Consider the following 22,584-nt stretch of genomic DNA (forward strand, 5'->3'; position numbering starts at 1 on the left):
TTACTCGGCGGGGCGGACGTCGGTGACGGTGCCGACGCCCTTGCTTCGCCCTTCCCGGAAGACGAACTTCTGTCCCTCCTCGACGAGGTACGGACGGAATTTGAACCGGACGGTGGTTCGTCCCGTATCGCCCGGCAGCAGTCGACCGTTCTCCGGGGAGAAGGCTGCGGCCTCGCCGATCGTCTCGAGATGGACGACGGGCTCGTAGCCGTCCCCGATCCGGGTGGGATGGTTGAGCACCATTACCTCGGCCTCGAACTCCCGGACCGGTTCGGGATCGGCGTCGCGGGGAACCAACACCATTCCGCGCTCGATGGCGCTTTCCTTGACGCCCTTGAGCGCGATGCCGACGATACGGCCGGCCCGGGCGCGATCGACCCGGTGGTAGTGCATCTCGATCGACCGGACCTCGACCTCCTGGAACCGGCCGTCGGGCATTGGCCCGAGCAGGAGTTCGTCGCCGGCCTCGACCTCACCGGCCATGATGGTTCCCGAGGCGACCGCGCCGACGCCGGTGACCGAGTAGCTGCGATCGACGTACATCCGGAACTCGCCGGCGTCCCGGGAGGTCTTCGGGAGTCGATCGAATAGCTCGTCGAGCGTGTCGAGCCCCTCCATCGTGAGTGCGCTCGTCGTCACGATCGGGACGACGCGGTCGCCGATCTCTTCGACTGCGGCGTCGACTCCGTGTCTGGCGACCCGCAGCGGGGATTTCTCGACGTCCCGGAGCAGTCGCTCGACCTCGCGTTCGACCTCCTGAACCCGCTCGTCGGAGACGGCGTCGCGTTTCGTGATCGCGACGATCGTCGGCAGCTCCGTCGCCAGCAACACGCCGAGGTGTTCGCGGGTGGTTCGGGTCGGGCCGTCGTCGGCGGCGACGACGAGCAGCCCGTAGTCGAGTTTCTGTCCGACGAGTCCGCGGATCGTCGTCCGTAACCACGGCTCGTGGCCGACGGTGTCGACGAACGAGACGAGTCGGTCGGCCTCCTCGACGACCTCGGCGCGGTCGGCCTTGCGATCCGGGTTCCGAACCCGGACGGGTCCGTCGTCGTCGAACCCGTAGACGGCGTAGGAGAGATCGGCGGAGAGTCCGCGTTCGACCTCGTGGGGCTGGACGTCGAGATACGCCCGCGTCGCGCCGTCGCCGTCGTCGGCGGTTCCGGTGACGAGCGATCCGATGAGGGTGCTTTTTCCGTGGTCGACGTGGCCGGCCGTCCCGACAACGAGGTGTTCGTCGTCGGTCTCGAGCATCGAACCGTCACGAACCTGCGCGACCCCGACCAGCCCTCTCGAAGAGCTGTCCTCGTCCCCGACGCCCCAGGTCTGGACGTCCTCGATGTGGGCGTCGGCCTCCTCGGCCAGCAGGGAGAGGACGTCCATCGACTCGGAGAAGGTGTCGTGATCGATACCGGCGAGGCCGCCGTCGTCGGTGACGCCGACGACGTAGGTCGCTTCCCCGTCGCCGGACAGCAGTCGGTGACGGAGCTGGGCGGCCAGACTCTCCCGGCGTCCGCCCTCGAGGTGAACGTCCCGGAGCAGTCGTTCCTTGAACTCGACGCTTCCGCCGTCCTGTTCGCCACGTTCCAGGGCCCGGTCGAGGAGGGCCCGGTCACGGCTCATGGCAGGCAGTAACTGGCGAACCGATAAAAGCTTCCCGGCAGAGGATGTTGTTAGCATGGAACAGGAGCGTTCGGCGGTCACGAGGACGTCGTCACTCGCCGATCGCAATCGTCCATTACCGGCGGTCCCGATCCAGTAATGGTTTCCTACGGTCGGATCAGTCGCGGGAATAGCCGATTACTCTGCTGTCGTATTTCTTGAGAAAATGATATTACCGTCGGTCGTGTTACTCCAAGCGCCATGTCATCGAACGACAAGACACTACGAACGTTCCTCACGGAGCATCCGCGGCTGCTGGGCGTCCTGTTCGCTGGCTGTCTCCTGCTGTCGCAGGTCGGGACGGCCGCGGCCGACCTCGGCATCGCGGGCAACGGCGGAGGAACCTGGTAATCGACCCTACAGCTCGGTGAACCGGTCGTCGGTCGACCAGTATCTATCGCCGTCGTAGCGAACGGGAATCTCCGCGAGGCGGAGGAATCGGGCGAGCGAACCACCCGAGAGCTCGATCGGCGGGAGCTCGGTCCCCGCGAGGAAGTGTCGGTCGACGCCGTCGATGTAGGGGATGTACTGGGCCCCGACCCCGCTGTCGACGTGGTAGAGCTGCAGGTGAAGCCGGTAGCGACCGTCGTCGAGGGGTTCGATCCGGCAGCCGTTGGGAACGCCGCTTCCAGCCTGTCCGACCGTAACGCTCCCGTCGCCGACGACGAGATACTGGTTGCCGACGAGGTGGGTCTCCCGGGCGAGTGCGGCCGCGTCCCGGATCGTGAACCCGTTGTTCAACAGCCGCACGACGAACCGTCCGACGGCGATCGCGTCGCGGTTGCCGACGTCGCTGAGCGTGACGATTCCGCTCACTCCGCCCTGCTCGATCACGCGGCGGCCGACGTCGTACGACCGACAGCCGTTGATCAGAACGGCGTCGACTCCGACTGCCGGCAGCTTGCCGGCCTCGAGGACGTCCTCCTTACAGACGAACGCGCCGTCCTCGACGTGGCCGACGTAGTGGAGGAAATCGAGATCGGCCGCGAACAGCTCACGGAGCCGATCGGTCGTGACGTTTCTGTGGACCGCGACCTCGAAGGGGAGCTTCTCGCGTTCGCCGTAGAGAGTGCTGTCGCCAGCGTCGAACTCCGCCGCCATCGCTGGATCGTTACAGACGACCGCTACCTCGGCGGTGCCGTCGGACGGCGAGCGCTCGAGTCCGTTCTCGTAGGCGGTTCGGAACAGCTTGTTCGCTCCGATCGGAACACCGCTCCCGAGCCACGCCTGTCCGAACGCGTCGGCGTCCGGCGGAGAGACGTACGACCTGTCGTCCTCGGAGTCCGGCGCCCCGGTCGATCGGGTAAACTCGTCGATCGCGAGCGCGGTCAGCGGTGCCGGCTCGTCGTCGGTCCGTGCTTCGGGTGCGGGACGAACGATCGACAGCTCGTTGACGAGGAAGGGAAGGACCGTCGCGTTCGTCGGTTCGTCGGTCGCGTGCGTCACGAGGTTCCACCGCGGGAGGAGATCCGCGATCCGTTCGTGCGGGATCGAAAGCGCCGTTTCGATCCGCTCGCCGAGCTCGGCCTCGTAGAACTCGTCGATGGCGAAATCGAGACGAGCATCGAGTTCGTCGCGCTCGTGGAGTTCGACGGGGTAGAGCCCCTCCGTTCGGGCCACACAATCGAAAAAGAACGCGTGCTCGAGGACGCGCCCGATGGTCCTGGCGACCGACTCCTCGTCGTTCCCGAGAGGGTACGCGAACCCGCTGTCGGTTTCGAGACGAGGATCCGAGCCGACTTCGACGCTCGCCGCGAGGTAGTGTGCGAGGGGGCTGGCGGCGTAGATCGTCGCTCTGTCCGGGGGGACGACGAGCCGGACGCCGGTGTCAGGCGGCGTGGCGGCGTCGGGGATCTGCAGCTCGGAGCCGAGCTCGAGACACGGTGGGTGGCCCCGAAACGACGGGAGCGAGCGATCACACTCGCGGGTCTTCAGCGCCGAGCCGAACGTCGAGACAGCTCTGGCCAGATCCGCCGGTTCGGCGGTCGTCGTAACCGTTGTGGCGGGGCGTTCGTGCCGGGAGCGGGCCCCAAGCCGAATCTCCGTCGACTCGCCGAAATCGAACGCCAGGCGGTCGTCGGCCGACGCGATCGTCACCGCGCTCGTCGCGCGCACGTAGAGTTTGATCGGTGCCATCAGCTCGAACACGTACTCTCCCGCCGGGAGCCGCTCGTAAGCGCAGTGTTCGGCCTCGAGGACGACCTCACCGCTCGGATCGCGCGCGTACACCGGGACGACGTACGGGAAGATCAGCTCCGCGACCGTCAGCTCGACGGCGCCGTCGACGGGAAAGGAAAAGCCGGTGGGCTCGACCGGTCGAAGCGAGATCCGTCGATCGGTCCGGAACGGACACCGTCTGTTCTCGATCGGGTCGACGACGGTGAGCCCGTGTCCGTCGTCGAGCGGTTCGAATCTCGGTTCGGCGGTCATCGCTCGTCGGATCGGCCGAGTCCGATCCAGTCGGTCGTGTACCCGCTCTCGTGGAGGTGCCACCGCTGCTGGGGGCCACAGTCGCCGGCGCGAAGCTCGACCGTCGCGTCGAACGACGGTTCGAGACGCTCCACGACCGGGCTCTCGCGACCGACTGGAAGCACGAAGTGGCCCAGCCCCGAGACGTCCCGTACCGCCTCACGGATCGGTTCGAGGAGAGCGACGGTCCCCTCGGCTCCCCGCTCGTCGATGATCGGGCGCAGCGAGTCGACACAGAGCCGCAGATCCCCGGGCTCCGAGAGGGACGCCCCGGTTTCGAACGCGCGGACACGAGTGGCGACGGTCGCGGCGAACTCGTCGAGATCCGTCGGCTCGTCGACCACGTGCCCTCCCTCGCCGACGGGCGTTCCCGTCGTGGCGACCGAGCGCGCGCTTATCGCGTAGTCGACGATCCGGGCCGATCCGGCGCTCGTCGGTCCGAGCCGATCGGTAACGACGCCGGGGTTGCGATCGAGCAACGCGAAAAGGCGTCGCCGGTTCCGGTCGGGATCGCCGAGGAGGTTCGTGCTGGCGACGTCGACCAGGTCGTCGGGCACGCCACCAACGATCAACACGTTTCCGCCAGTGCGTTTCAGCCGACCGAGCGTGGAACCGAGGCTGATCGTCCCTCCGGCGTCGACGACGACGTCGTAGCCGAGAACGGAGAACAACACCGTCGCACCGGGTCGTGGCACGCCGTTCTCGCGCCGTCGGTTCAGCTGGGTCAGCGCGTCCGGATCAGCGATCTCCGCGAGGGCCGTCCGAACTCGGCTTCGTTCCCACCCCGAGCGGTCGGCGATCGCCGAGACGAGCCGCACCGCGAGAGGGCGATCGTCGGGCTCCTCGACGACCGAGACGTGTGTCCACTCGTCGACGACCGAGATGCCGTCCTCGTCCGGATCCGTGACCTCGATCTCCCCGTCGGCTCCGACCCGTACCCGGTAGTCGACGTACCGAAAGACGAGCGTCGGCCACGGACGGTCCGGATCGCCGTCCTCGAGGAGTCGGTCGAGGGCGTCGACGTCGACCGTCTCGTTGAGTGGCGGCAACTCGAGCGGGGAGATTCCGGTCTCGTTCGCGACCCGTTTGATAATCGCAATGCTCGGACGCGACCGAATCCCGGCGGCTGTCCCGTCGCTCTCGTCGACTCCGGTCTCGTCCCGGGATCGGTCGGTCGTCATCCGTCACGGGGTACGACCGACGCTTAGGAAAAGCTCGCGGATACCATACGTCTCACCTGTATAAAAATAACTCCGAAAGTAACAAATATATTCACTCTTCCTGAACGATCTCTGTATTGCTTTCGGACGCGCCGTGGTAGTACCGCCCTAGCAAGCTTATTAACAGGGATCGTGAGCCTACAGTATATGGCCGATTACCGCTCGGAAGATACGGAAGACCACGTCACGGCGACTGAACAGGGAGTCGAGCGACCCGTCATCGGCGGGCGACGGGCGACGATCGACGAGTCCCTCTCCCTTCTCAGCAACCGCCGACGCCGGGACGTACTCTACCGGCTCTCCGAAGCGGACGTCACGAGCGTCGACTCGCTGGCGGCGACGATCGCCGCCCGCGAGGCGTCGGTTCCCGCCGAACAGCTCTCCGCGGACGACCGAGAGCGCGTTCGGATCGAGCTCTATCACACGCACCTGCCGAAGCTGGCGGATCGGGGACTGATCGAGTACGACGACCGCAGCGGAACCGTCCGATGGACGGCGCCGACCGACGTCCTCGAGTCGCTGCTGGAGTGTTGCTACGAACTCGAGACCGAGACGTAGTTCGGACCGCGACGCACCGGTCGGACGGGCGGGCGCTGCCGGGATCCCTTTCAAGCCACTCGAGATCGTATGCGTTCCTATGAGTGTCAGCGGCCTCTGTCAGATCTGTGAGTCCAAGCCCGCCCAGGAGCGGTGTGCGAACTGCGGGACGCTCGCGTGTGAACAGCACTACGAGCCGGGTCCGGGGCTGTGTACCGACTGCGTCGCGCAGGGCCAGCCCGACCGCGGGTCCGACGACGTCGACATCAACCGGTTCTGAGATGACCACGATCCGTGATCTGCTGGGCGAATCGCTCGCGGTCGGCGAGCGGTTCTGTCTCGAACTCGAGCAACGAGACGAGATCCTCGTCGCCGCCCACCCCCACGACGCCAGTCCGATGGACATCGCCGTCGTTGAGGGACTGGACGTCCTCGAGGACCGACCGCCCCGGGAGCCCGTCGAGATCGAGATCGTCGGCCAGGTCGTCAACGGACTGGTCGCGGGACGGGTCGTCTCGCCGATCTGCGAGGACGGCGAGGCCGGCGGGCGAACGGAGTACGTATAGTAACCACTGAAAGTCAGTGCGCACCCGATCGCACGACTGCTGGGCGATCGGTGTGCGAACCGTTTCAGTTGTTACTACAGCTGTCGCGGTACCGGTTCAGCCGCTTTTTGAGCTGCTTTGCCGCCTGGCCGCTGGCTTTCGCGAACTCGTCGTCTCCGTTTCGCGACTGGGCCCCGACGTCCTCGCCCGCGAAGATGATCCCCCGCGAGGAGTTGACCAGGCCGACGCCGTCGGCGAGCCCGTACTCGACGGCGGCCTCGGCGTCCCCGCCCTGGGCGCCGATCCCTGGAACGAGAAACGGGAGGTCGGGAACCTGCTCGCGCAGCTCCGCGAGCTCCTCGGGCTTGGTTGCGCCGACGACCAGTCCGACGTTGTCGTTCTCGTTCCACAGCTCCGCGAGCGCGGCCACCCGCTCGTAGACGGCCTCGCCGCTCGCCAGTTCGAGATCCTGGAGGTCCGCGCCGCCGGGGTTGGAGGTCCGACAGAGGACGAAGACGCCCGCCTCCTCGTCGTCGAGAAACGGCTGTAGCGAGTCTCGGCCCATGTAAGGGTTGACGGTGATCGCGTCGGCCTGCTCGAGCAACTGGGCGTACTGGCGGGTCGTGTTGCCGATGTCGGCTCGTTTGGCGTCGAGCAGTACTGGAACGTCCTTTCCATGAGCGTAGGCGATCGTTTCCGCCAGGGCGCGCCAGCCGTCCGCGTCCTCGTAGAAGGCGGCGTTCGGCTTGTAGACCGCGGCGTGTTCGTGGGTGGCGTCGATGATCCGGCGGTTGAACGCCCACCGCGGGAGCTCGCGGTCCTGCAGGTGGTCGGGAATCCGAGCGGGGTCGGGGTCGAGTCCGACCGAGACGACGCTGTCGACCGTTCGAATGCGGTCGCGCAGGCGATCGAAGAAGTTCATGCCGGGACGTGGTTCGGGTCGGTCGAAAAGGTTGCTATCCGGTCACTGGCGAGGCGAATCTGAAAACAACTCCAAACTCTCGGTTCGTTTCCTGCGCGGTAGGAACCGAGTTCCCAATATATGAGGGTCGGGGGTCTACGATCAACTGTAACGGTGACCGACAATGTCTACAACAACTCGAAACCGGCTCGAAAGCCGATACGGGGGGATCGACCTCGTCGGCGAACCCCACGCGCTTAGCGCGTGGTTCGTCGTCGCACTACGAGCCGTCATGGGGGGAATGATGCTGTTTGCCGGACTCGGGAAGTTCGCGGTCGTCAGCGGCGAGGCGTTCGACGCCAGCGGCTTCCTGCTCCACGGCGTCGACCCCGCCAGCCCCGTCAGCGGCCTGTACGCCGCGATGGCGGGCAACGCGATGTTGCTCGAGGTTATCAACGTCGTCGTCCCGGTCACGCAGGTGCTGATCGGTGTGGCCCTGATCGCCGGCGCGTTCGTCCGGCTGGCCGCTCTGGGCGGTGCCATCCAGATGAGCATGTTCTTCCTCGGCGGCTGGGAGGGCGCCTGGCTCGCGCTGTTCGACTACACGCTGATCTACGCCGTCGTCTTCCTGGCGCTGGCGGCCTTCGGCGCGGGGCGGATCCTCGGGCTGGACCGCTACATCGCGCAGCTCCAGGTCGGCGGGCAGGCGCTCGTCGAGCGCTTCCCGAAGCTCCGGTACCTGCTGAGCTAACCCCTTTTTCACTACGGTTCCAGTATTTCGACGAGATTCCCCTCCGGATCCCGCAAGAAACAGATCGACGTCCCGCTCTCGGTGGTCCGAGGCTCGCTGATTGTCGGCACCTCGTCGGGCAGGTCGGCGTAGAACGCATCGAGGTCCGCGACCGCGAGCCCGACGTGGGTCGCGCCGGGCTCGTTGAGCCCCGGCGTCGGTCGGGGATCGGCTTCGGGGTCGTACTCGACGAGTTCGAGGCGAACGCCGTTCGCGTCGAGATGTACGAAGCTGGCGCCCGCGCCGTCGACGCCGACGGCGTCGGCGAAGTCCTCTCCCTCGACGGAGAACCGATCGAGGACGTCGAGCCCCAGCCTGTCACGGTAGAACGGCAGGATGTCCTCGAGGTCCTCGACGGTGATCCCGACGTGGTGTGCGCTGTGTTCGGTCATGCTATCGTTCGCGCGATCGGGTTCCAAAAGCGCTTCCGTTCGGCCACCGTTATGAGCCCCTGCGACGATATCGACCTATGACGCGCGTCGCGCTTATCGCCCACGACGAGAAGAAGGACGACCTGATCGAGTTCGCACAGACCCACGAGGCCCAGCTCCGGGAGTACGAGCTGATCGCGACCGGAACGACCGGAAAGCGCCTGATGGAAGAGACCGACCTCGAGATCGAGCGCAAGCAGTCGGGTCCGCTCGGCGGGGACCTGATGATCGGCTCGGAGGTCGCCGAGGACAGGCTCGACGGGATCGTCTTTCTCCGTGATCCGCTCCGGGCCCAGCCCCACGAACCCGACATCTCCGCGCTGTTGCGGATCTGTGACGTCCACGACACGGCGCTGGCGACGAACCTCGCGTCGGCGGAGTTTCTCATCGAGGGGCTCGCCGACTGAGACGATCCTGACGAGCGAGTAGTGAGCGGACCCACTTGACTCCGAGGACGTCTCGGTCGCCCGTCCGTGCTTCGGCGATCACAGGAACACAAACGTATTTAGATCGAATCCCCAAACCGCTCGATATGATCCGGGTTCACCGATGAGTCAGATCGCCCTCGCCGCCGATTTCGCGATTATTATCGTCGTCGCGACAGTTATCGGTATCATCATTAGACAGCTGGGGCAGCCAACGATCATCGCCTACATCGCCGCAGGGGTCATCCTCGGCCCGGTCGCGTTCGACATCGTCACCGACGAAGGGCTGGTCTATCTAATGTCCGAGCTCGGACTTGGGTTCCTGCTGTTTCTGCTCGGGATGAAGATGCGGTTTTCGGATATCAGAGAGATCCTTCGCCCGGTGACGAACGTCGCCGTCGGCCAGACGGTGCTCCAGACGGCACTTGCCTTCCTGGTCGCGCTGGCGCTCGGGTTCGGGACGATGGAGGTCATCGTCATCTCGCTGGCGACGGTGTTCGGCGCGACACCGATCATCGTCAAGGTCCTCTCTGACAAGGACGAGATCACCACGCTTCCTGGCAAGATCGACGTCGGCGTCCTCATCGTTCAGGACATCTATCTCGTCGTCGTCCTCGCGATGTTCAGCGCGGAGTCGCTCGACAACGCGGGCGAGATCCTCCAGACACTGGGTGTCGTGTTCGCGATGATGGCCTTTATCGGTATCTTCTCGATCGCGTCCTCGAAGTATCTCCTCCCACGGCTGTTCCGTCGCGTCGCGGACAACAAGGACGTGTTCCTCATCGTCGCGATCGCCTGGGCGTTCCTGTTTATCGCCGCCGCTGAGAGTCAGTTCGACGGCGGCATCGAGATCGGGGCGTTCCTGGCGGGACTCAGCCTCGCACAGCTGCCCTACAGCAAGGAACTCGAGGATCGGATCACGCCGATCACTGACTTCTTCATCCTCGTTTTCTTCGCGAGTATCGGGCTCCAGATCGAGGGCGGTGCCGCGAGCCTCTTTGCCTACTGGCAGGAAGCAATCATCGCCTCGATCGTCCTGATGGTCGGGAACTTCTGGATCATGTTCTATCTCATCGACCGGGAAGGGTTCGGCGTCGAACCGACGTTTCTCGCCTCGATCAACATGGTTCAGGTCAGCGAGTTCTCACTGATCGTCGGCGCGCTGGCCATCCAGCAGGGCTACATCGGTCCCGAGATCCTCGGCTATCTCACTCTGATGGCGCTGCTGACGATGACCGTCTCGACGTACATCGTCGCCAACAACCACGCGATTTACGACCGCGTCGAGCCGTGGTTCCGCCGATTCGAGTCTGCAGACGAACGCGACGCGGAGATCGCCACGTACGACGATCACGCGATCGCGATCGGCCGGGACGACATCACCGAGCGACTCCTGCCGCTGTTGGCCGACCGGTACGACGACGTCGTTCTCATCGATCGCAAGGCAGGACACGTCGAGGACGACACTGACGAACCGTACGACTATATCTTCGGAGACTTTCGCCACTCCGAGATCCGAAAGGAGGCGAATCTCGCGGAGGCGAGCTTCGTATTGAGCTCGAGCGTCGAGCGCGAAGTTAACGAGGCACTGCTCGAGGAGGTCGACGCCGACGCCGACGTCTTCGTCGAAGCCGAGCGGATCGACGACGCCCGCGCACTCTACGACCGCGGTGCGACCTACGTTATCATGAGCACGCACCTAACCGCAGAAATGCTCGCCGAGTACCTCGAACGGTATCTCGAGGACCGCTCGGCGTTCGACGAGACGGTCAACGACGACCTCGAGCGACTCAGACGGCGTGGCCACGATCCGATCGACGAGATGGTCGGCGACGGGGGTGAGACCGATGGTTGAGGCGCTGATCGTCGACCTCGGCATCATCTTCGTTGCAGCCGGCGCACTACTGTTCGTCGCCAACCAGTTCCGACTTCCGACGATCCCGTTTTATCTTCTCGCCGGGCTCGCCGTCGGGTGGACTATTGGGCTCGACGAGCTGCTGGTGTTGGCCCAGTGGGGGATCGCGTTTCTCGTCTTCGTCTTCGGAATCCGACTCGATTTCGGCGACGTCCAGTCGGTACTCAGAGACGGCGAGATCGCCGCGATCACCCAGCTGGTGGTCGTCGCACCGATCGCGTTCGGCGCCGGGTACGTCCTCAGTACTCTCTTTGGCTTCGTCGATCCGCTCAGACACGCCGTCTACTTCAGCGCCGCCGTCACCCTGAGTTCGACGCTGGTGGGCGCCGGAATGCTCGAGACCGAGATCCGCGACAACCTCGTCCACGGCCGACTCGCGTCCTCGATTCACTTCTTCGACGATCTGGTCGCAATCGCGCTGCTCTTGATCCTCAGTACGGAGGTCGTGACCGCCGACGCCGTCGCGTCGAAGATCGGATACGGCGTCGTACTGATCGTCGCCGGACTCGTGATCTACCGCCACGGCTTTCCGCTGTTGGTTCGGGCCGCCGACGGCTCGGACGAGCTCGTGTTGATGGGGAGCGTCTCTATTCTGGTTGCGTTTCTCGCGGCCGCCGAGTATGTCGGCATCTCGATCGTCGTCGGCGCCTTCGCCGCCGGGCTCGCGATCAGAAACGACGGGACGCAGTCGCTGGCGGTCGGGAACGGAATCGACTCGATCAGGGACTTCTTCGTCACCATCTTCTTTGTCACCGTCGGTGCGCTGGTCTCGATCCCGACCCTCGAGACGGCGACGATCGCACTGGTACTCGTGACACTGGTGTCGGTTGTCAACCCAGTCGTCTTGCTGCTGGCGTTCGTCTACGAAGGGTACGACGTCCGAACAGCGTTTTTCGCCACGACCGGCCTCAACCAGGTCAGCGAATTCTCGCTGGTTATTGCAATCCAAGCATTTCTTATGGGGACGATCAGCGAAGCGATGTTCGATGCGATCATCCTCGCCGCGGCGGTGACGATGCTGCTCACTGCGACTGCCAGACGCACCGAGGAGGAGATGTATTCGGCGGTAGTCTCACGGTTCTTTACCGAGCAGCGAACGCGGAAGGTCGACCAGTACAGCCGTGTCGAGGGCGATCTTTCCGATCACGTCGTGATCGTCGGCTACGGTCGCCAGGGTCGCCGTCTCGTCGAGACCCTCGAGGACCTCGATCGGAGCTACGTCGTCGTCGAGAACGATCCCGCGCTGTACGACCGGCTCGAGGCCGAATGTCGAAACTACGTCTTCGGTGACGCGATGTCGACCTACCCGTGGCAGAAGGCAGGCCTCGAGGACGCCGCACTCGTCGTCTCGACGGTCGACCACCCCCCGGTCTCCGAGCACCTGCTCGAACTCGAGACCGACGCCGATATCGTCCTTCGATCCAATGACCCCGAGCGGGCCACCGAACTCGTCGAGGCCGGCGCGACGTATGTCACCGTGCCGGACATCCTGGCTGGCAAACAGCTGACCGAAGTCGTCGACGTGTTGCTCGAGGACGAGACGGATGCGGAGACGCTCGCCACGAACCACCTCGATCGGCTGAGCGAGCTCGAACGGTACGGGTTCACTGTCCAGCGTGAGCAGTACTGATCACACCGAAGTTTCGCAGCCGTCGCTGCTCAGAATGGCCCACCGAGATACTCGTGGACCGCCAGAACGGCTGCAAGCCCGAGAACGAGCAACGATCCGGCGAGGACGACCGGAAGGTCGATCACGTCGATCAGCCCGATCGCGCCTGCGATCGCAGCGAGAACCGCCACGGTGTAGATGCCCAGGTTTCGAAGGAGACGACCCGGCTCGGCTGAGTCGAACATCGGTATCGGGACCGTAGCGAGGGCAGCGGCAAAACAGTTGTGTGCTACTCTCGTCCGGTCTCGAAACCGGAAGAACCGCTCGGACGCCTCGTTAGCGGAGCGGTTTGTAGACGGGGTCGGCGCGGCTCTTCAGTTCGGCTCGCTGTTGGTCCCGAAGCTCCGCAGGCGTTACCTCGTCGTCGAACAGCGCCCGAAGCTGCTGGGCGAGTCGCTGTCCGGCGAGCAGCTCCGAATGGCTGACGTACAGCGCACCCGCGTCGAGCAGTTCCAGTGCGCTCTCCCGGTCGCCCGATCGGAGGGTGAGGTCGGCCTCGAACTCGAACGAGAGGAGCCGCCTGGAGACGAGTTCGGACTTCACTGTCGAGACGACGATCCGTGCGTCCTCGACGTTTGCCTTCTGCCAAGTGTACCGTTCCATCGCATCGCCGAAGACGTAGGCGTCACACTCGGCGGCAACCGAATCCCTGCGGGACGGGTCGTTCTCGATGACGACGTACGGCCGGTCGAGCTCCTCGCAGGTCTCGACCAGCCGCTGACCCTGGCGACCGTAGCCGACGATCACGACGTGATCGGAGCAGTCGGCCGGAACCGCGCTCAACTCGTCGATCTTCTCGTGTCTGCTGCCGAGGACGCCACGATCGGCCAGCGTCCGGTAGATCTCCTCGTCGTAGCGCTGGGTGAGACTCGAGGTCACCATCGTCACCGCCGCGGCGAGGATGATCGCGTCGAACACCGACTGGGAGAGGAGGCCAAGCACCAGCGCCTCGATCGCGATGATGAGCGCGAACTCGCTGACCTGGTCGGTGTTGAGGCTGGTCAGTGTGGCCGTTCGGGGCTCGTACCCCTGGTAAATCAGGATCGTCGTGGTGATCGCTGGCTTCACTACCGCAGTCAGGATCACGAGTCCGCCAGCCAGGACGACCTTCTCGACGGACTCGGTCCATCCGAGTTCGACGAACGGGACGACGACTAGCGCGCCGATCGTGACGAAGAAGATGGCGACGAAGAAGTCCCTGATCGACCCGAGACCGTTGAACAGCCCCAGGTAGTCGACGGGGTCGTGCCGAACCGCGAGCCCGGCGGCGAAGGCGCCGACGACGATCGAGATGCCGACGTACTCGGCTGCGCCGACGAACACGACCAGCAGCGAGACGACCGCGAGGATCATGAGCTCGTCCGAATCCCCTGCGAACTCGCCGACTGCGTCGAACAGGGACTGGTTGACGACGATGGCGGCGACGAGCAATGCGACGCCGTAGCCGACGGCCGCCGCGACCGGTTCTGCCGCAAGCGTCGCGGCGCTCAACACGAGCACGAACAGGATCGCGAGCAGGTCCTGTACGAAGTGGATGGATCTGGCGAGCCGACCGCGGACGAGATTCGTGTCGTACTCTCGCTGTAACAGCGCTGCTCCGACGATCGTCGAGGACAGAGCCGCCGCGGCACCGAGATAGATCGCGTCCCCGGGCGGAACGCCGAGGACGACGCCGAATCCGAACCCGAGCGAGCCGGCGACGGGAATCTGTCCGACGGCGGCGAGTTCGCTGTCGACGAGTACCGTCCGCACGGCCGAGAGGTCGATCTCGACCCCGAACGAGAACACGAGCAACGCGATCCCGTACTGGGCGAGTTCGAGCGTGAGCTCCGGCTCGACGAAGAAGCCGACGACGATCCCCGCGAGGACGAAGAACGGAACGGTCGGGAGCTGGAACCGGTTGGCCGCCAGCAGAAACGGTCCCATAACGATGAAGATGATCGAGACCGCGGTGAGCAGATCAGTCATCCAGCCCACCCCCGAGTCGATCGGCAGTCTCCGGGAACGGCTCCGGATTCGCCAGCAGTTCGGCGTCCGCGTCGAGTGTCTCCTCCAGCACCGCCTCCTCCTCGAGGTATGCCTGCAGGTACTCCGCGAGCCTGTCGGCGGCGAAGTACGGCGGGACGATGACACAGTGTGCGCCCCTGTCGTAGAGGTTGTGTGCGTCCTCGAGCCGTTCGGCCTCGGCGAAGACGACGGCGTCGTCGTCGGTCTCTCTGAGCAGAGCCTTGTTGACCTCGGACTGGACCGACGAGGAGAGGGCAAACGCCGCCTTCGCTACGGCTGCGTCTTTCCGGATCGTAGCGTTCCGGAAGTCACCGTAGATCACGTCGTACCCCTCCTGTTCGAGGGCTTCGATGTGCTCGACCGTCCGATCGATGACGACGACGTCCTCGAAGTGATCCGCGAGTACCGGGAGAGCGTTGCGCGTCACCTCGTCGTAGCCAATGACGACTGCGTGGTCGCGGTATTCCCGTTTGCCGCCCTCGAAGGTCCCGTCGCCGGTCCAGTTCGAAAGCGTCGGTTCGAGCCGCTCGAACAGCGGATGACTGAACTCGATGAAGTAGACCGAGACGGCCATCGTGAAGATCGCGAGCAGGGTCATGAAGCCGAGCACTTCCGCCTCGATGAAGCCGCCCTCGAACGCGACGGCGGCGACGATGATTCCGAACTCGCTGACCTGAATCATGTTGATACTCCCGAGAAACGTCGTTTCCGTGCCGAACCCCTGCCAGTCGAGCAGGTAGAAGAAGATCGCGAACTTGACCGGCATCAACACCAGGGCGGCGACGACCGCTTCCTGCCAGTATGCCAAGAGCTGGCTCGCCTGGAGATCAAGTGCGACCGAGACGAAAAACACCATGACGAACAGGTCGGTCAAGGGGTTGATCCGGTCCTGGAGTTCCTTACTGTAGGGGAGCTGTGCGATGGCGAGCCCGGCCATGAACGCCCCCATCTCGATCGAGAGGTACGCCTCGATCCCCAGCGGGGCCAAGAAGAGGTTGATGTTGTCAGAGACGAACACGAACAGGAACGCCCACGAGATCGCCAGCAGGAAGAATACCTCTTTGTTGTCGGCAACTCGGCGGAAGACGACCGGCAACACTGTCTGGGACGCACCGACTGCGGCGACGGTGATGAGAGCGACGAGGACGAGTACGACGGCCAGGGTCGTCGCGACCTCGGCGACGCCGTCGGGCCGGCCCGCCGCCAGCACCGCGAGGATGATGACGACGACGACGTCCTGGACGAGCAGGACGCCGACGTCGAGCTTGCCGTGCAGCGAGGTCGCCTCATCCTTGTCCGTAAGCATCTTGATGACGACCGCGGTGGAGCTGTACATCACCGCGAGCCCGATCAGCAGCGACTCGAGCGCGGAGAAACCGAGCAGCAACGAGAGCCCCGCGCCCGCGACGAAGACTGCCGCCATCTGTGGGATCGAGATCTTGACGATCGGCGAGAGGACGTGTTGGATCTCGTCGAGACGCATCTTGATCCCGAGCAGAAACAGCAGGAAGGCGAGTCCGAGTTCGGAGAGCAGATCCGTGAGCTCGCCCACCTCGACGACGCCGAGAGCCGCCGGCCCTAACAAGACGCCCGCCAGGATGTAGGCGATGATCGTCGGCTGTCCGGTTCGCTTCGCGAGAAAGCCGGCAAACGTCGCACCAAGAACGATAATCGCGAGATCGACGGTGAGAGCCACCTCGGAGATCATTATGTACGAACGACCGAGAAATCGTATTAACGGTGTCGGAACCAGCCCAGAACTCGGCAGGTAACTCCTTCTGTGATGTCCGAAACAATAAGTTCAAACGCACTCGTTTCCTTCCTGCGACCATGTTACAGGCGGTCGTCTTCGACCTCGATTACACGCTCGCGGTTCCACAGCGGGATCGGACGACGATTCTCGAGGCGGCAACCGACGCCGCCGACGCCCCCGACCTGTCGCGAGCCGACTACCTCGAGGCTCACCGCCGGAACCTCACTCGCGAGACGCGGGAGCCGATCTTCGCGGAGCTGCTCGAGGGCCGGGAGACCGGCACCGAGCCGGCCGATCTCGCCGCTGCGTACCGCGAGGAGATCGCGTCCGATCTGGAGCCCCTTCCGGGCGTCGAGTCGATGCTCGCCGAACTCGGCGAGCAGTATCGGATCGGGCTGCTCACCAACGGCCCCGTTCGCGCCCAGCGGGACAAACTCGAGACGCTGGGCTGGGAGGACGCCTTCGACGCGGCGCTTGTTACCGGCGAGCTCGAAGCCGGGAAACCCGACGCCCGCGCCTTCGAGGCGATCACCGACGAGCTCGGCGTCGACCCCGAGGACGCGGTGTACGTCGGCGACGAGGTCGAGGCCGACATCGAGGGTGCGACCGGCGCCGGGATGACCGCGATCCAGATTCTCCTCGAGGACGGCGCCGACCCCGACCCCCGAGCCGCCGCACACGTCAGCCAGGACGACGTCGCGACGGCGGTTCCAGCGGCGATCGCCGGGCTCGACGAGTCGATGGCCGACGCCTGAAAACGACGGCGACGGAGTCAGACGGGTTCCTGTCCGTCAGCTCCGGCGCAACCGCCGCCCGGGTCGCGGTCGTGCCGGGAACTCGGTACAGCAATCCGTATCAGTCCTCGACGACGACCTCGACGACGTCGCTCGCCCGCTTGACCGCCGCGCCGCTCTCGACGAATACGAGCGTCCGTGGCGGGGTCGTCGCCTTCGGCCGAACGCGAAGCTCCCTCTCGGCGGCAGCGTCGGCCGCACGCTCCTGGCCGCGCTCGAACTCCAGACGGAGCCGATCGGGGTGGACGAACGCCGTCGCCAGCGGGTCATCGTTCGCGACGACGTCGTACGCCCGCGCGCCGTCGGCCGACGGCTCGACGTCGCGGTCGGCGTCGACGACGGCGACGGCCGCGAGCGCTCCGTCCTCACGGCCGTCGAGTTCCGAGGCGAGCAGTTCGGCGATCCGCCGACCGTCGGTGATCCGGTCTTCGACCATACCCGCGATCGGTCATCGCCGACCTAACGCTCTTCGATCAGCGCCGAGCGGGCAACGGGAACGAGTTCGTCGACGTCGAGCCCCTGTCGACGGGCGTAGACGACCGCTGCGGCCTCGATGGTCACACCCAGCTCGCCCTGGAGCCCGTTTATCGCGCCGACGGCCTCGTGTTTCTCGGCCCCTTCGGCGACCAGCGCGTCGAGGACGCGTTCGAACGCCGAGCGCTCCCGGAGCACATCCTCGTCGGGGGTAAACTCCTCGGGGATCCGGACGTCGGTCGGGTCGAAGGTGGCGACAAGCTCGCCGTCCTCGCGAGCGACCAGTCCCTCGCGGGTCGCGACGTCGATCAGGCGTTTGGCCTGGTCGGGCGAGAACCAGTCCCGATCCAGCGAGAGGGCGACGACGACGGCGTTTTCCTGCAACCGGTCGGTTCCGTGCTGGACGAACGGGGCCGCGACGGCGACGCGAAGGCTCATCGCACACGACTCTCTGGGGCGACGGAAAAACGGTGACGGTTCCAGCCGTCAGTCCGAGGCGCGCCCGCCGCCATTGCGGTCGGCGCGAGACGGTGGCGGGAACTCGGCTGGCGCGGTCGGCTCGGGGGGGTCTGGAAGCACGCAGCGATCGGCCTCGCGGTTGACGTGCTGGTACCGGGCCGGCGCGTTCGCGAGCGGGTGAGCGGGGTTCTGATCGCTGTCGATCCGGGCGGCCCGGAGCTCGCCGAACCCGTTGAGCCGGGCCTGGATCCCGCGCCAGTGGTACCGGGTCGCCGTCGGTACCGAGATCGGTTGGGGCGGTTTCCGGTCCGGATGATCGGTGGCGAGGACGGCGTTGTTGACGTTGCTGGCGAGCGCGTCGTGGTCGACGAGGACGCCGACGCGGGCGTCCGGCGGTGCCCGAGCTGCCAGTACGTCGAGGCCGAGATGCAACGCCCGATACTCGGCGACGTTGTTGTCAGGCGGTGTGTCCGCGGTCGCGATCCGAGCGACGCGGGTGCCGTCGCGCGTTTCGATGACGGCGCCCAGACCGCCCCCCGACTCCCGGAACGAGCCGTCGGTAGCGACGTAGAAGTCCCGGTGGTGGGTCCGCGGAGGATGGGCGATGTGGGGGGTGGGCGACTCGTCGAACAGGTCCCGCAGGGCAGACCGGCCGTGAGCGGCCATACTCGGTGTAGGTGATCTAGCTCACTTAAACTTGTGGGCGGTATCGCCCGGAGAGAACGGACGAGCGTCCTCGAACTCGGGTTCAGTTGTAAATAGTTGTCCAGCAGCGCCGATCGCTGTCGATACCTGAACGGATTCGACGCAGAACCGCGTAACAAACAACCAACCTTTATATTGCCTACACCTATTTCATAGGGTATGAAGGGTGCTGACAACCTGTGTTCCGGTCGCCGATCCGTACTGAAGGCTACCGGAATTATCGGTGCAACGGCCGGTCTGGGAGCCATCGCGGGCTGTCTCGACGACCCCGAGGGCGACGATGACGACCTAGACGAGATCGTGATCACGCAGGGGGAGATCATCGAGAACCCGGACCCCAACGACCACATCACGGGGCCGTACTTCAACGTCCTCGATCCGGTCTACGAACCGCTGTTCAACGTGACGCCCGACTTCGAGTTCGAACCCCGCGTCGTCGAGGAGTGGGAGGACACCGACGAGGGCGCCGAGCTCACGCTCCGGGACGACGTCGTCTTCCACAACGGCGACGAGATGACCGCCGAGGACGTCGCCTACACGTTCAACCGGATGATCGACCCCGAGCTCGGTATCGAGAGCGACCAGGCCGCCGGGCTGGGCGCGATCGACAACGCGGAGGCACTCGACGAGACGACCGTCCTCCTGGAACACGACGTCGCGCCGTCGCTGGCGGAGTTCGAGTACGCCAACTACGGCCGCGTCGTCAACCAGGAGTGGATCGAGGATCAGGAACAGCCCGTCGCCGGCGACGACGCCGACGCGTTCAACGGCACCGGTCCCTACGAGGTCGTCGAGTACGAGCCGGACGTCCAGGTCGTCCTCGAGCCGTTCGAGGACTACTGGGGTGACGAAGCGACCCTCGAACGGGTCGTCTTCAACCAGGACGGCGAGTCCAGCGGTCGCGCGAACGCGCTGGAAACCGGCGAGAGCGACATCGTCGACAACATCATTCCCGAGGACGTGCCGGGCGTCGACGACGCCGACGGCGTCGAGATTCGCGAGGAGACCAGCCTCCGGAACGTCTTCCTCGTGATGAAATCGGGCGTCGAGCCGTTCGACAGCACCGAGTTCCGCCAGGCGATGAACTACGCCGTCGACAACGAGGGAATCATCTCCGATGCGCTGGGCGGGTACGGCGAGGCGATGACCCAGCCGATTCCCGACGGTGTGTTCGGCCACAACCCGGACCTCGACACCTACGAGCAGGACATAGAGCAGGCCGAGGAGCTGGTCGAGGAGAGCGGCTACGCGGGCGAGGAGATCACGCTGTACTCTCCGGAGGGCCGGTACCTCAACGACGCCGACGTCGCCCAGATGGCCGCCGACCAGATCGACCAGCTCGACAACGTCGACTGTACCTTCGACACCGCGCCGTTTCCGGACATCTCCGACGCCAACAGCGCCGGCTACGACGACGAGGAGATGCCGTTCTTCCTGATCGGCTGGGGCGTCATCACGGGCGACTCCGACTACGGGCTCGCACCGTTCTTCGTCGAGGAGGCACCACAGGAGACGCTTCGCAACGAGGAGATCTCCGAGGCGATCCTCGAGAGCCAGACGATCGAGGACGAGGACGAACGCGAACAGCAGCTCCAGGAGATCAACGAGGAGCTCCGGGAGGAGGCGCCGTGGGTGTTTCTCCACTCCCAGGACAGCGTCTACGGAGTCCGCGAGGACCTCGACTGGGAGCCCCGGACCGACGAGAGCATCTACCTCTGGGAGCTCGATAGCTGAGACTCCGAAGGGAGGGGTGGAAACGTTTCAGATCGCTGTTCCGGAAGAACCACATACTCCTGGCAAAAAATTCGGCTACCGACACGTCTAACGGCGTTCGATCGACACACCAATGGCTTTTGGAAAATTCTTGCTCAAGCGGACCTTGCAGGGGATCCTCGTCGTCTGGGGGGTCGTGACGGTGTTGTTCGGGCTCCGGGCAGTGACGCCCGGCGACCCGGTCAACCTGATCGTCGACCCGGCCGTCGACCAGGCAACCCGTGAACGGATCCGACAGGAACTCGGACTGGATCAACCGATCTACGTACAGTACGCCGACTACTTGCAGGACCTACTAGTTGGAGATCTGGGCTACTCCTACCAGGCGAGCCGACCGGTCTCGACGATGGTCATAGAGCGCGTTCCCGCGACCCTAGAGCTTGCGATCGCAGCGACGATCGTCGCACTCGTGATCGCGATCCCGCTCGGGGTCATCAGCGGGACCCGTCGCAACGAGCCCGCCGACTACGGTGCGACGTCGTTCTCGCTTCTGGGGATCAGTACGCCGAACTTCTGGCTGGGGATCATGTTGATCCTGCTGCTGGCCGTTCAGCTGGACGTGTTCCCGACGGGCCGTCGTCCGGTGGCGTTCCACGACGCCTTGTGGACGTTCCTGACGACGTTTTACGTCGGCGATCTGCTCACCTGGCTCCATCACATCATCCTCCCGGCGGTCACCCTGGGAACGTACTTCACCGCGTTGATCACCCGGCTGACCAGAAGCGGTATGCTCGACGAGTACGGGAAGCCGTACGTGACCGCGACCGAGGCCAAGGGGATCCCCGAGACCCTGGTCCGGTACAAACACGTCCTCCGGAACACGATGATTCCGATTATCACCGTGCTGGGACTGCAGCTCGGCCAGCTGATCGGCGGCGCGGTCGTCACGGAGACCGTCTTCTCCTGGCCCGGCCTCGGGCTGCGGCTCATCAACGCGATACACAACCTGGACTGGCCACTCATTCAGGGCATCATCATCTTCATCGGTGTTAGCTTCGTGGTCATCAATATCGGCGTCGACGCGATCTACGCGAAACTCAACCCGCGGGTGCTAGACGAATGATTTCGGATCGAATCAAATCTAACCTCAGACAGGAGTTCCGGCAAAACCTGCTTCCGAAAATCGGACTCGCGATCCTCGTCGTTGTCGTGTTGATGGCGCTTTTCGCTCCCGTCCTCGCAACGCACAACCCTAACACGACGGGCCACTTCGACGACGGCAACTCCTACCCACCGATGGGGATCAGTTACGACTCCTACGAGGTCGTCGACGGCGAGCGCGAGCCCTACTCCGTCGAGTACTCGACCGAACACTACCTCGGGACGAACAACGTCGGACAGGACGTCTTCTCGCGGCTCCTGTACGGCGCCCGTACCTCCCTACTCGTGGGCATACTCGGCACCGGGCTCGCGGTGGCGATGGGCGTCCCGTTCGGGCTGGTGTCGGGATACTACGGCGGACGGGTCGACGACGCGATGATGCGGGTCGCCGACGTCATGCTCGCGTTCCCGTCGCTGGTGTTGGCGCTCGCGCTGATCGGCGTCTTCGGCTCGCTGTCGATACCGATCCCCGATCCGATCGTCGCAGCCGGCTTCGCCGAGGGGATGCCCTCGGCGACGATACTACCCGGGACGATAACCGTCGTGGTCGGGCTCGTCACCTGGGTGTGGTTCGCCCGGGTCGCCCGCGGGGAGGCGATGGCGATCCGCAACGAGGAGTACGTCAAGGCCGCCCGCAGCCTCGGGGCGAGCAACGCGACGATCCTGCTCAAACACGTGCTACCGAACAGTCTCACGCCGGTGATCGTCCTCGCGACGATCCAGGTCGCGGCGGTCATCATCCTCGAGAGTTCGCTGTCGTACCTCGGCTTCTCGGGGACGACCCTCTCGTGGGGGTACGAGATCCAGCAGGGCCAGGACTACCTCCGGACGGCCTGGTGGGTTTCGACGGTTCCCGGGATCGGGATCGTGCTGTCGGTGATCAGTATCAACCTCCTCGGTGACTGGCTTCGGGACTCGCTCGATCCAAACATCGAGGGCGAAGGAGGAGGTGCCTAA

At 64.9% G+C, this 22,584-nt stretch carries 23 protein-coding genes; 12 read left to right on the top strand and 11 right to left on the bottom strand.

Annotation, left to right across the window (positions count from 1 at the left end; all coding sequences use genetic code 11):
* Positions 1 to 1,620 carry a GTPBP1 family GTP-binding protein gene (locus NATOC_RS16690; protein WP_015322651.1) on the bottom strand — a complete coding sequence of 540 codons (1,620 nt, stop codon included), beginning with the start codon at positions 1,618 to 1,620 and terminating at the stop codon, positions 1 to 3.
* 240 nt (positions 1,621 to 1,860) lie between these two features.
* On the opposite strand from NATOC_RS16690, the gene NATOC_RS22480 reads away from it, so the two are divergent.
* Positions 1,861 to 2,010 (top strand): DUF7503 family protein, encoded by a 150-nt coding sequence (locus NATOC_RS22480; RefSeq protein WP_015322652.1) that lies wholly within the window; start codon positions 1,861 to 1,863, stop codon positions 2,008 to 2,010.
* Between the two features lie 6 nt (positions 2,011 to 2,016).
* Here the strand turns inward: NATOC_RS22480 and NATOC_RS16695 are convergent, their stop codons facing one another.
* Together NATOC_RS16695 and NATOC_RS16700 are read right to left on the bottom strand one after the other, a co-directional pair.
* On the bottom strand, positions 2,017 to 4,089 hold the full coding sequence (locus NATOC_RS16695; RefSeq protein ID WP_015322653.1) for a hypothetical protein: 2,073 nt from the start codon (positions 4,087 to 4,089) through the stop codon (positions 2,017 to 2,019).
* Positions 4,086 to 5,309: a DUF7504 family protein gene (locus tag NATOC_RS16700; RefSeq protein ID WP_015322654.1), complete on the bottom strand. Its 1,224-nt coding sequence runs from the start codon at positions 5,307 to 5,309 to the stop codon at positions 4,086 to 4,088. Before NATOC_RS16700 ends, NATOC_RS16695 begins: the two co-directional genes overlap by 4 nt.
* 186 nt (positions 5,310 to 5,495) lie before the next feature.
* Between NATOC_RS16700 and NATOC_RS16705 the strand changes: the two genes are divergently transcribed.
* From NATOC_RS16705 to NATOC_RS16715, 3 genes are all read left to right on the top strand, one after another.
* Positions 5,496 to 5,906 (top strand): DUF7344 domain-containing protein, encoded by a 411-nt coding sequence (locus NATOC_RS16705; RefSeq protein ID WP_015322655.1) that lies wholly within the window; start codon positions 5,496 to 5,498, stop codon positions 5,904 to 5,906.
* Positions 5,907 to 5,985: 79 nt separating this feature from the next.
* Positions 5,986 to 6,165 (top strand): hypothetical protein, encoded by a 180-nt coding sequence (locus NATOC_RS16710; RefSeq protein WP_015322656.1) that lies wholly within the window; start codon positions 5,986 to 5,988, stop codon positions 6,163 to 6,165.
* Position 6,166: 1 nt separating this feature from the next.
* Positions 6,167 to 6,451, top strand: a complete 285-nt coding sequence (locus NATOC_RS16715) for a hypothetical protein (RefSeq protein WP_049888822.1) — start codon at positions 6,167 to 6,169, stop codon at positions 6,449 to 6,451.
* A gap of 64 nt (positions 6,452 to 6,515) precedes the next feature.
* Here NATOC_RS16715 and pyrF read toward each other — a convergent pair whose 3' ends face one another.
* The gene (gene pyrF / locus NATOC_RS16720; protein WP_015322657.1) at positions 6,516 to 7,352 is read right to left on the bottom strand and encodes an orotidine-5'-phosphate decarboxylase; all 837 of its coding nucleotides are present in this window, start codon (positions 7,350 to 7,352) and stop codon (positions 6,516 to 6,518) included.
* A gap of 163 nt (positions 7,353 to 7,515) precedes the next feature.
* On the opposite strand from pyrF, the gene NATOC_RS16725 reads away from it, so the two are divergent.
* Positions 7,516 to 8,082 (top strand): DoxX family protein, encoded by a 567-nt coding sequence (locus NATOC_RS16725; RefSeq protein ID WP_015322658.1) that lies wholly within the window; start codon positions 7,516 to 7,518, stop codon positions 8,080 to 8,082.
* Between the two features lie 11 nt (positions 8,083 to 8,093).
* On the opposite strand, the gene NATOC_RS16730 is transcribed toward NATOC_RS16725, so the two are convergent.
* Entirely contained in the window at positions 8,094 to 8,513 is a 420-nt protein-coding gene (locus tag NATOC_RS16730; RefSeq protein WP_015322659.1) for a VOC family protein, read from the bottom strand.
* Positions 8,514 to 8,590: 77 nt separating this feature from the next.
* On the opposite strand from NATOC_RS16730, the gene NATOC_RS16735 reads away from it, so the two are divergent.
* From NATOC_RS16735 to NATOC_RS16745, 3 genes are all read left to right on the top strand, one after another.
* Entirely contained in the window at positions 8,591 to 8,959 is a 369-nt protein-coding gene (locus NATOC_RS16735) for a methylglyoxal synthase (RefSeq protein ID WP_015322660.1), read from the top strand.
* A gap of 142 nt (positions 8,960 to 9,101) precedes the next feature.
* Positions 9,102 to 10,832 carry a cation:proton antiporter gene (locus NATOC_RS16740; RefSeq protein ID WP_015322661.1) on the top strand — a complete coding sequence of 577 codons (1,731 nt, stop codon included), beginning with the start codon at positions 9,102 to 9,104 and terminating at the stop codon, positions 10,830 to 10,832.
* On the top strand, positions 10,825 to 12,522 hold the full coding sequence (locus NATOC_RS16745) for a cation:proton antiporter (RefSeq protein WP_015322662.1): 1,698 nt from the start codon (positions 10,825 to 10,827) through the stop codon (positions 12,520 to 12,522). Before NATOC_RS16740 ends, NATOC_RS16745 begins: the two co-directional genes overlap by 8 nt.
* Positions 12,523 to 12,551: 29 nt before the next feature.
* On the opposite strand, the gene NATOC_RS16750 is transcribed toward NATOC_RS16745, so the two are convergent.
* The 3 genes from NATOC_RS16750 to NATOC_RS16760 all read right to left on the bottom strand — a co-directional run bounded on the left by NATOC_RS16750 (position 12,552) and on the right by NATOC_RS16760 (position 16,276).
* Positions 12,552 to 12,746: a hypothetical protein gene (locus tag NATOC_RS16750; protein WP_015322663.1), complete on the bottom strand. Its 195-nt coding sequence runs from the start codon at positions 12,744 to 12,746 to the stop codon at positions 12,552 to 12,554.
* A gap of 91 nt (positions 12,747 to 12,837) precedes the next feature.
* Positions 12,838 to 14,529, bottom strand: coding sequence for a cation:proton antiporter (locus NATOC_RS16755; protein WP_015322664.1), 1,692 nt, complete (start codon positions 14,527 to 14,529; stop codon positions 12,838 to 12,840).
* Positions 14,522 to 16,276, bottom strand: coding sequence for a cation:proton antiporter (locus tag NATOC_RS16760; RefSeq protein ID WP_015322665.1), 1,755 nt, complete (start codon positions 16,274 to 16,276; stop codon positions 14,522 to 14,524). The genes NATOC_RS16755 and NATOC_RS16760 overlap by 8 nt, the downstream gene beginning before the upstream one ends.
* A gap of 122 nt (positions 16,277 to 16,398) precedes the next feature.
* Between NATOC_RS16760 and NATOC_RS16765 the strand changes: the two genes are divergently transcribed.
* Positions 16,399 to 17,076 carry an HAD family hydrolase gene (locus NATOC_RS16765; protein ID WP_015322666.1) on the top strand — a complete coding sequence of 226 codons (678 nt, stop codon included), beginning with the start codon at positions 16,399 to 16,401 and terminating at the stop codon, positions 17,074 to 17,076.
* A gap of 100 nt (positions 17,077 to 17,176) precedes the next feature.
* Here NATOC_RS16765 and NATOC_RS16770 read toward each other — a convergent pair whose 3' ends face one another.
* The 3 genes from NATOC_RS16770 to NATOC_RS16780 are packed head-to-tail and all read right to left on the bottom strand — an operon-like array spanning position 17,177 to position 18,714.
* Positions 17,177 to 17,551 carry a hypothetical protein gene (locus tag NATOC_RS16770; protein WP_015322667.1) on the bottom strand — a complete coding sequence of 125 codons (375 nt, stop codon included), beginning with the start codon at positions 17,549 to 17,551 and terminating at the stop codon, positions 17,177 to 17,179.
* A gap of 23 nt (positions 17,552 to 17,574) precedes the next feature.
* The gene (locus tag NATOC_RS16775; protein ID WP_015322668.1) at positions 17,575 to 18,027 is read right to left on the bottom strand and encodes a DUF2240 family protein; all 453 of its coding nucleotides are present in this window, start codon (positions 18,025 to 18,027) and stop codon (positions 17,575 to 17,577) included.
* A gap of 48 nt (positions 18,028 to 18,075) precedes the next feature.
* Positions 18,076 to 18,714 carry a ribonuclease H family protein gene (locus NATOC_RS16780; protein ID WP_015322669.1) on the bottom strand — a complete coding sequence of 213 codons (639 nt, stop codon included), beginning with the start codon at positions 18,712 to 18,714 and terminating at the stop codon, positions 18,076 to 18,078.
* A gap of 198 nt (positions 18,715 to 18,912) precedes the next feature.
* Here NATOC_RS16780 and NATOC_RS16785 point away from each other — a divergent pair, with 198 nt between their 5' ends.
* The 3 genes from NATOC_RS16785 (at position 18,913) to NATOC_RS16795 (ending at position 22,584) form a co-directional block, all read left to right on the top strand.
* Positions 18,913 to 20,487: an ABC transporter substrate-binding protein gene (locus NATOC_RS16785; protein WP_015322670.1), complete on the top strand. Its 1,575-nt coding sequence runs from the start codon at positions 18,913 to 18,915 to the stop codon at positions 20,485 to 20,487.
* A 112-nt stretch (positions 20,488 to 20,599) separates the two neighbouring features.
* Positions 20,600 to 21,589 carry an ABC transporter permease gene (locus NATOC_RS16790; RefSeq protein WP_015322671.1) on the top strand — a complete coding sequence of 330 codons (990 nt, stop codon included), beginning with the start codon at positions 20,600 to 20,602 and terminating at the stop codon, positions 21,587 to 21,589.
* The gene (locus NATOC_RS16795) at positions 21,586 to 22,584 is read left to right on the top strand and encodes an ABC transporter permease (RefSeq protein ID WP_015322672.1); all 999 of its coding nucleotides are present in this window, start codon (positions 21,586 to 21,588) and stop codon (positions 22,582 to 22,584) included. Before NATOC_RS16790 ends, NATOC_RS16795 begins: the two co-directional genes overlap by 4 nt.

Origin of the sequence: Natronococcus occultus SP4, assembly GCF_000328685.1 — an archaeon.
In the GTDB taxonomy this organism is placed as follows: Archaea; Halobacteriota; Halobacteria; order Halobacteriales; family Natrialbaceae; genus Natronococcus; species Natronococcus occultus.

Bases quoted from the DNA above. Each gene is read 5' to 3' on its own strand.
- NATOC_RS16690 (WP_015322651.1), bottom strand. From the start codon at position 1,620: ATGAGCCGTGACCGGGCCCTCCTCGACCGGGCCCTGGAACGTGGCGAA.
- NATOC_RS22480 (WP_015322652.1), top strand. From the start codon at position 1,861: ATGTCATCGAACGACAAGACACTACGAACGTTCCTCACGGAGCATCCG.
- NATOC_RS16695 (WP_015322653.1), bottom strand. From the start codon at position 4,089: ATGACCGCCGAACCGAGATTCGAACCGCTCGACGACGGACACGGGCTC.
- NATOC_RS16700 (WP_015322654.1), bottom strand. From the start codon at position 5,309: ATGACGACCGACCGATCCCGGGACGAGACCGGAGTCGACGAGAGCGAC.
- NATOC_RS16705 (WP_015322655.1), top strand. From the start codon at position 5,496: ATGGCCGATTACCGCTCGGAAGATACGGAAGACCACGTCACGGCGACT.
- NATOC_RS16710 (WP_015322656.1), top strand. From the start codon at position 5,986: ATGAGTGTCAGCGGCCTCTGTCAGATCTGTGAGTCCAAGCCCGCCCAG.
- NATOC_RS16715 (WP_049888822.1), top strand. From the start codon at position 6,167: ATGACCACGATCCGTGATCTGCTGGGCGAATCGCTCGCGGTCGGCGAG.
- pyrF (WP_015322657.1), bottom strand. From the start codon at position 7,352: ATGAACTTCTTCGATCGCCTGCGCGACCGCATTCGAACGGTCGACAGC.
- NATOC_RS16725 (WP_015322658.1), top strand. From the start codon at position 7,516: ATGTCTACAACAACTCGAAACCGGCTCGAAAGCCGATACGGGGGGATC.
- NATOC_RS16730 (WP_015322659.1), bottom strand. From the start codon at position 8,513: ATGACCGAACACAGCGCACACCACGTCGGGATCACCGTCGAGGACCTC.
- NATOC_RS16735 (WP_015322660.1), top strand. From the start codon at position 8,591: ATGACGCGCGTCGCGCTTATCGCCCACGACGAGAAGAAGGACGACCTG.
- NATOC_RS16740 (WP_015322661.1), top strand. From the start codon at position 9,102: ATGAGTCAGATCGCCCTCGCCGCCGATTTCGCGATTATTATCGTCGTC.
- NATOC_RS16745 (WP_015322662.1), top strand. From the start codon at position 10,825: ATGGTTGAGGCGCTGATCGTCGACCTCGGCATCATCTTCGTTGCAGCC.
- NATOC_RS16750 (WP_015322663.1), bottom strand. From the start codon at position 12,746: ATGTTCGACTCAGCCGAGCCGGGTCGTCTCCTTCGAAACCTGGGCATC.
- NATOC_RS16755 (WP_015322664.1), bottom strand. From the start codon at position 14,529: ATGACTGATCTGCTCACCGCGGTCTCGATCATCTTCATCGTTATGGGA.
- NATOC_RS16760 (WP_015322665.1), bottom strand. From the start codon at position 16,276: ATGATCTCCGAGGTGGCTCTCACCGTCGATCTCGCGATTATCGTTCTT.
- NATOC_RS16765 (WP_015322666.1), top strand. From the start codon at position 16,399: ATGTTACAGGCGGTCGTCTTCGACCTCGATTACACGCTCGCGGTTCCA.
- NATOC_RS16770 (WP_015322667.1), bottom strand. From the start codon at position 17,551: ATGGTCGAAGACCGGATCACCGACGGTCGGCGGATCGCCGAACTGCTC.
- NATOC_RS16775 (WP_015322668.1), bottom strand. From the start codon at position 18,027: ATGAGCCTTCGCGTCGCCGTCGCGGCCCCGTTCGTCCAGCACGGAACC.
- NATOC_RS16780 (WP_015322669.1), bottom strand. From the start codon at position 18,714: ATGGCCGCTCACGGCCGGTCTGCCCTGCGGGACCTGTTCGACGAGTCG.
- NATOC_RS16785 (WP_015322670.1), top strand. From the start codon at position 18,913: ATGAAGGGTGCTGACAACCTGTGTTCCGGTCGCCGATCCGTACTGAAG.
- NATOC_RS16790 (WP_015322671.1), top strand. From the start codon at position 20,600: ATGGCTTTTGGAAAATTCTTGCTCAAGCGGACCTTGCAGGGGATCCTC.
- NATOC_RS16795 (WP_015322672.1), top strand. From the start codon at position 21,586: ATGATTTCGGATCGAATCAAATCTAACCTCAGACAGGAGTTCCGGCAA.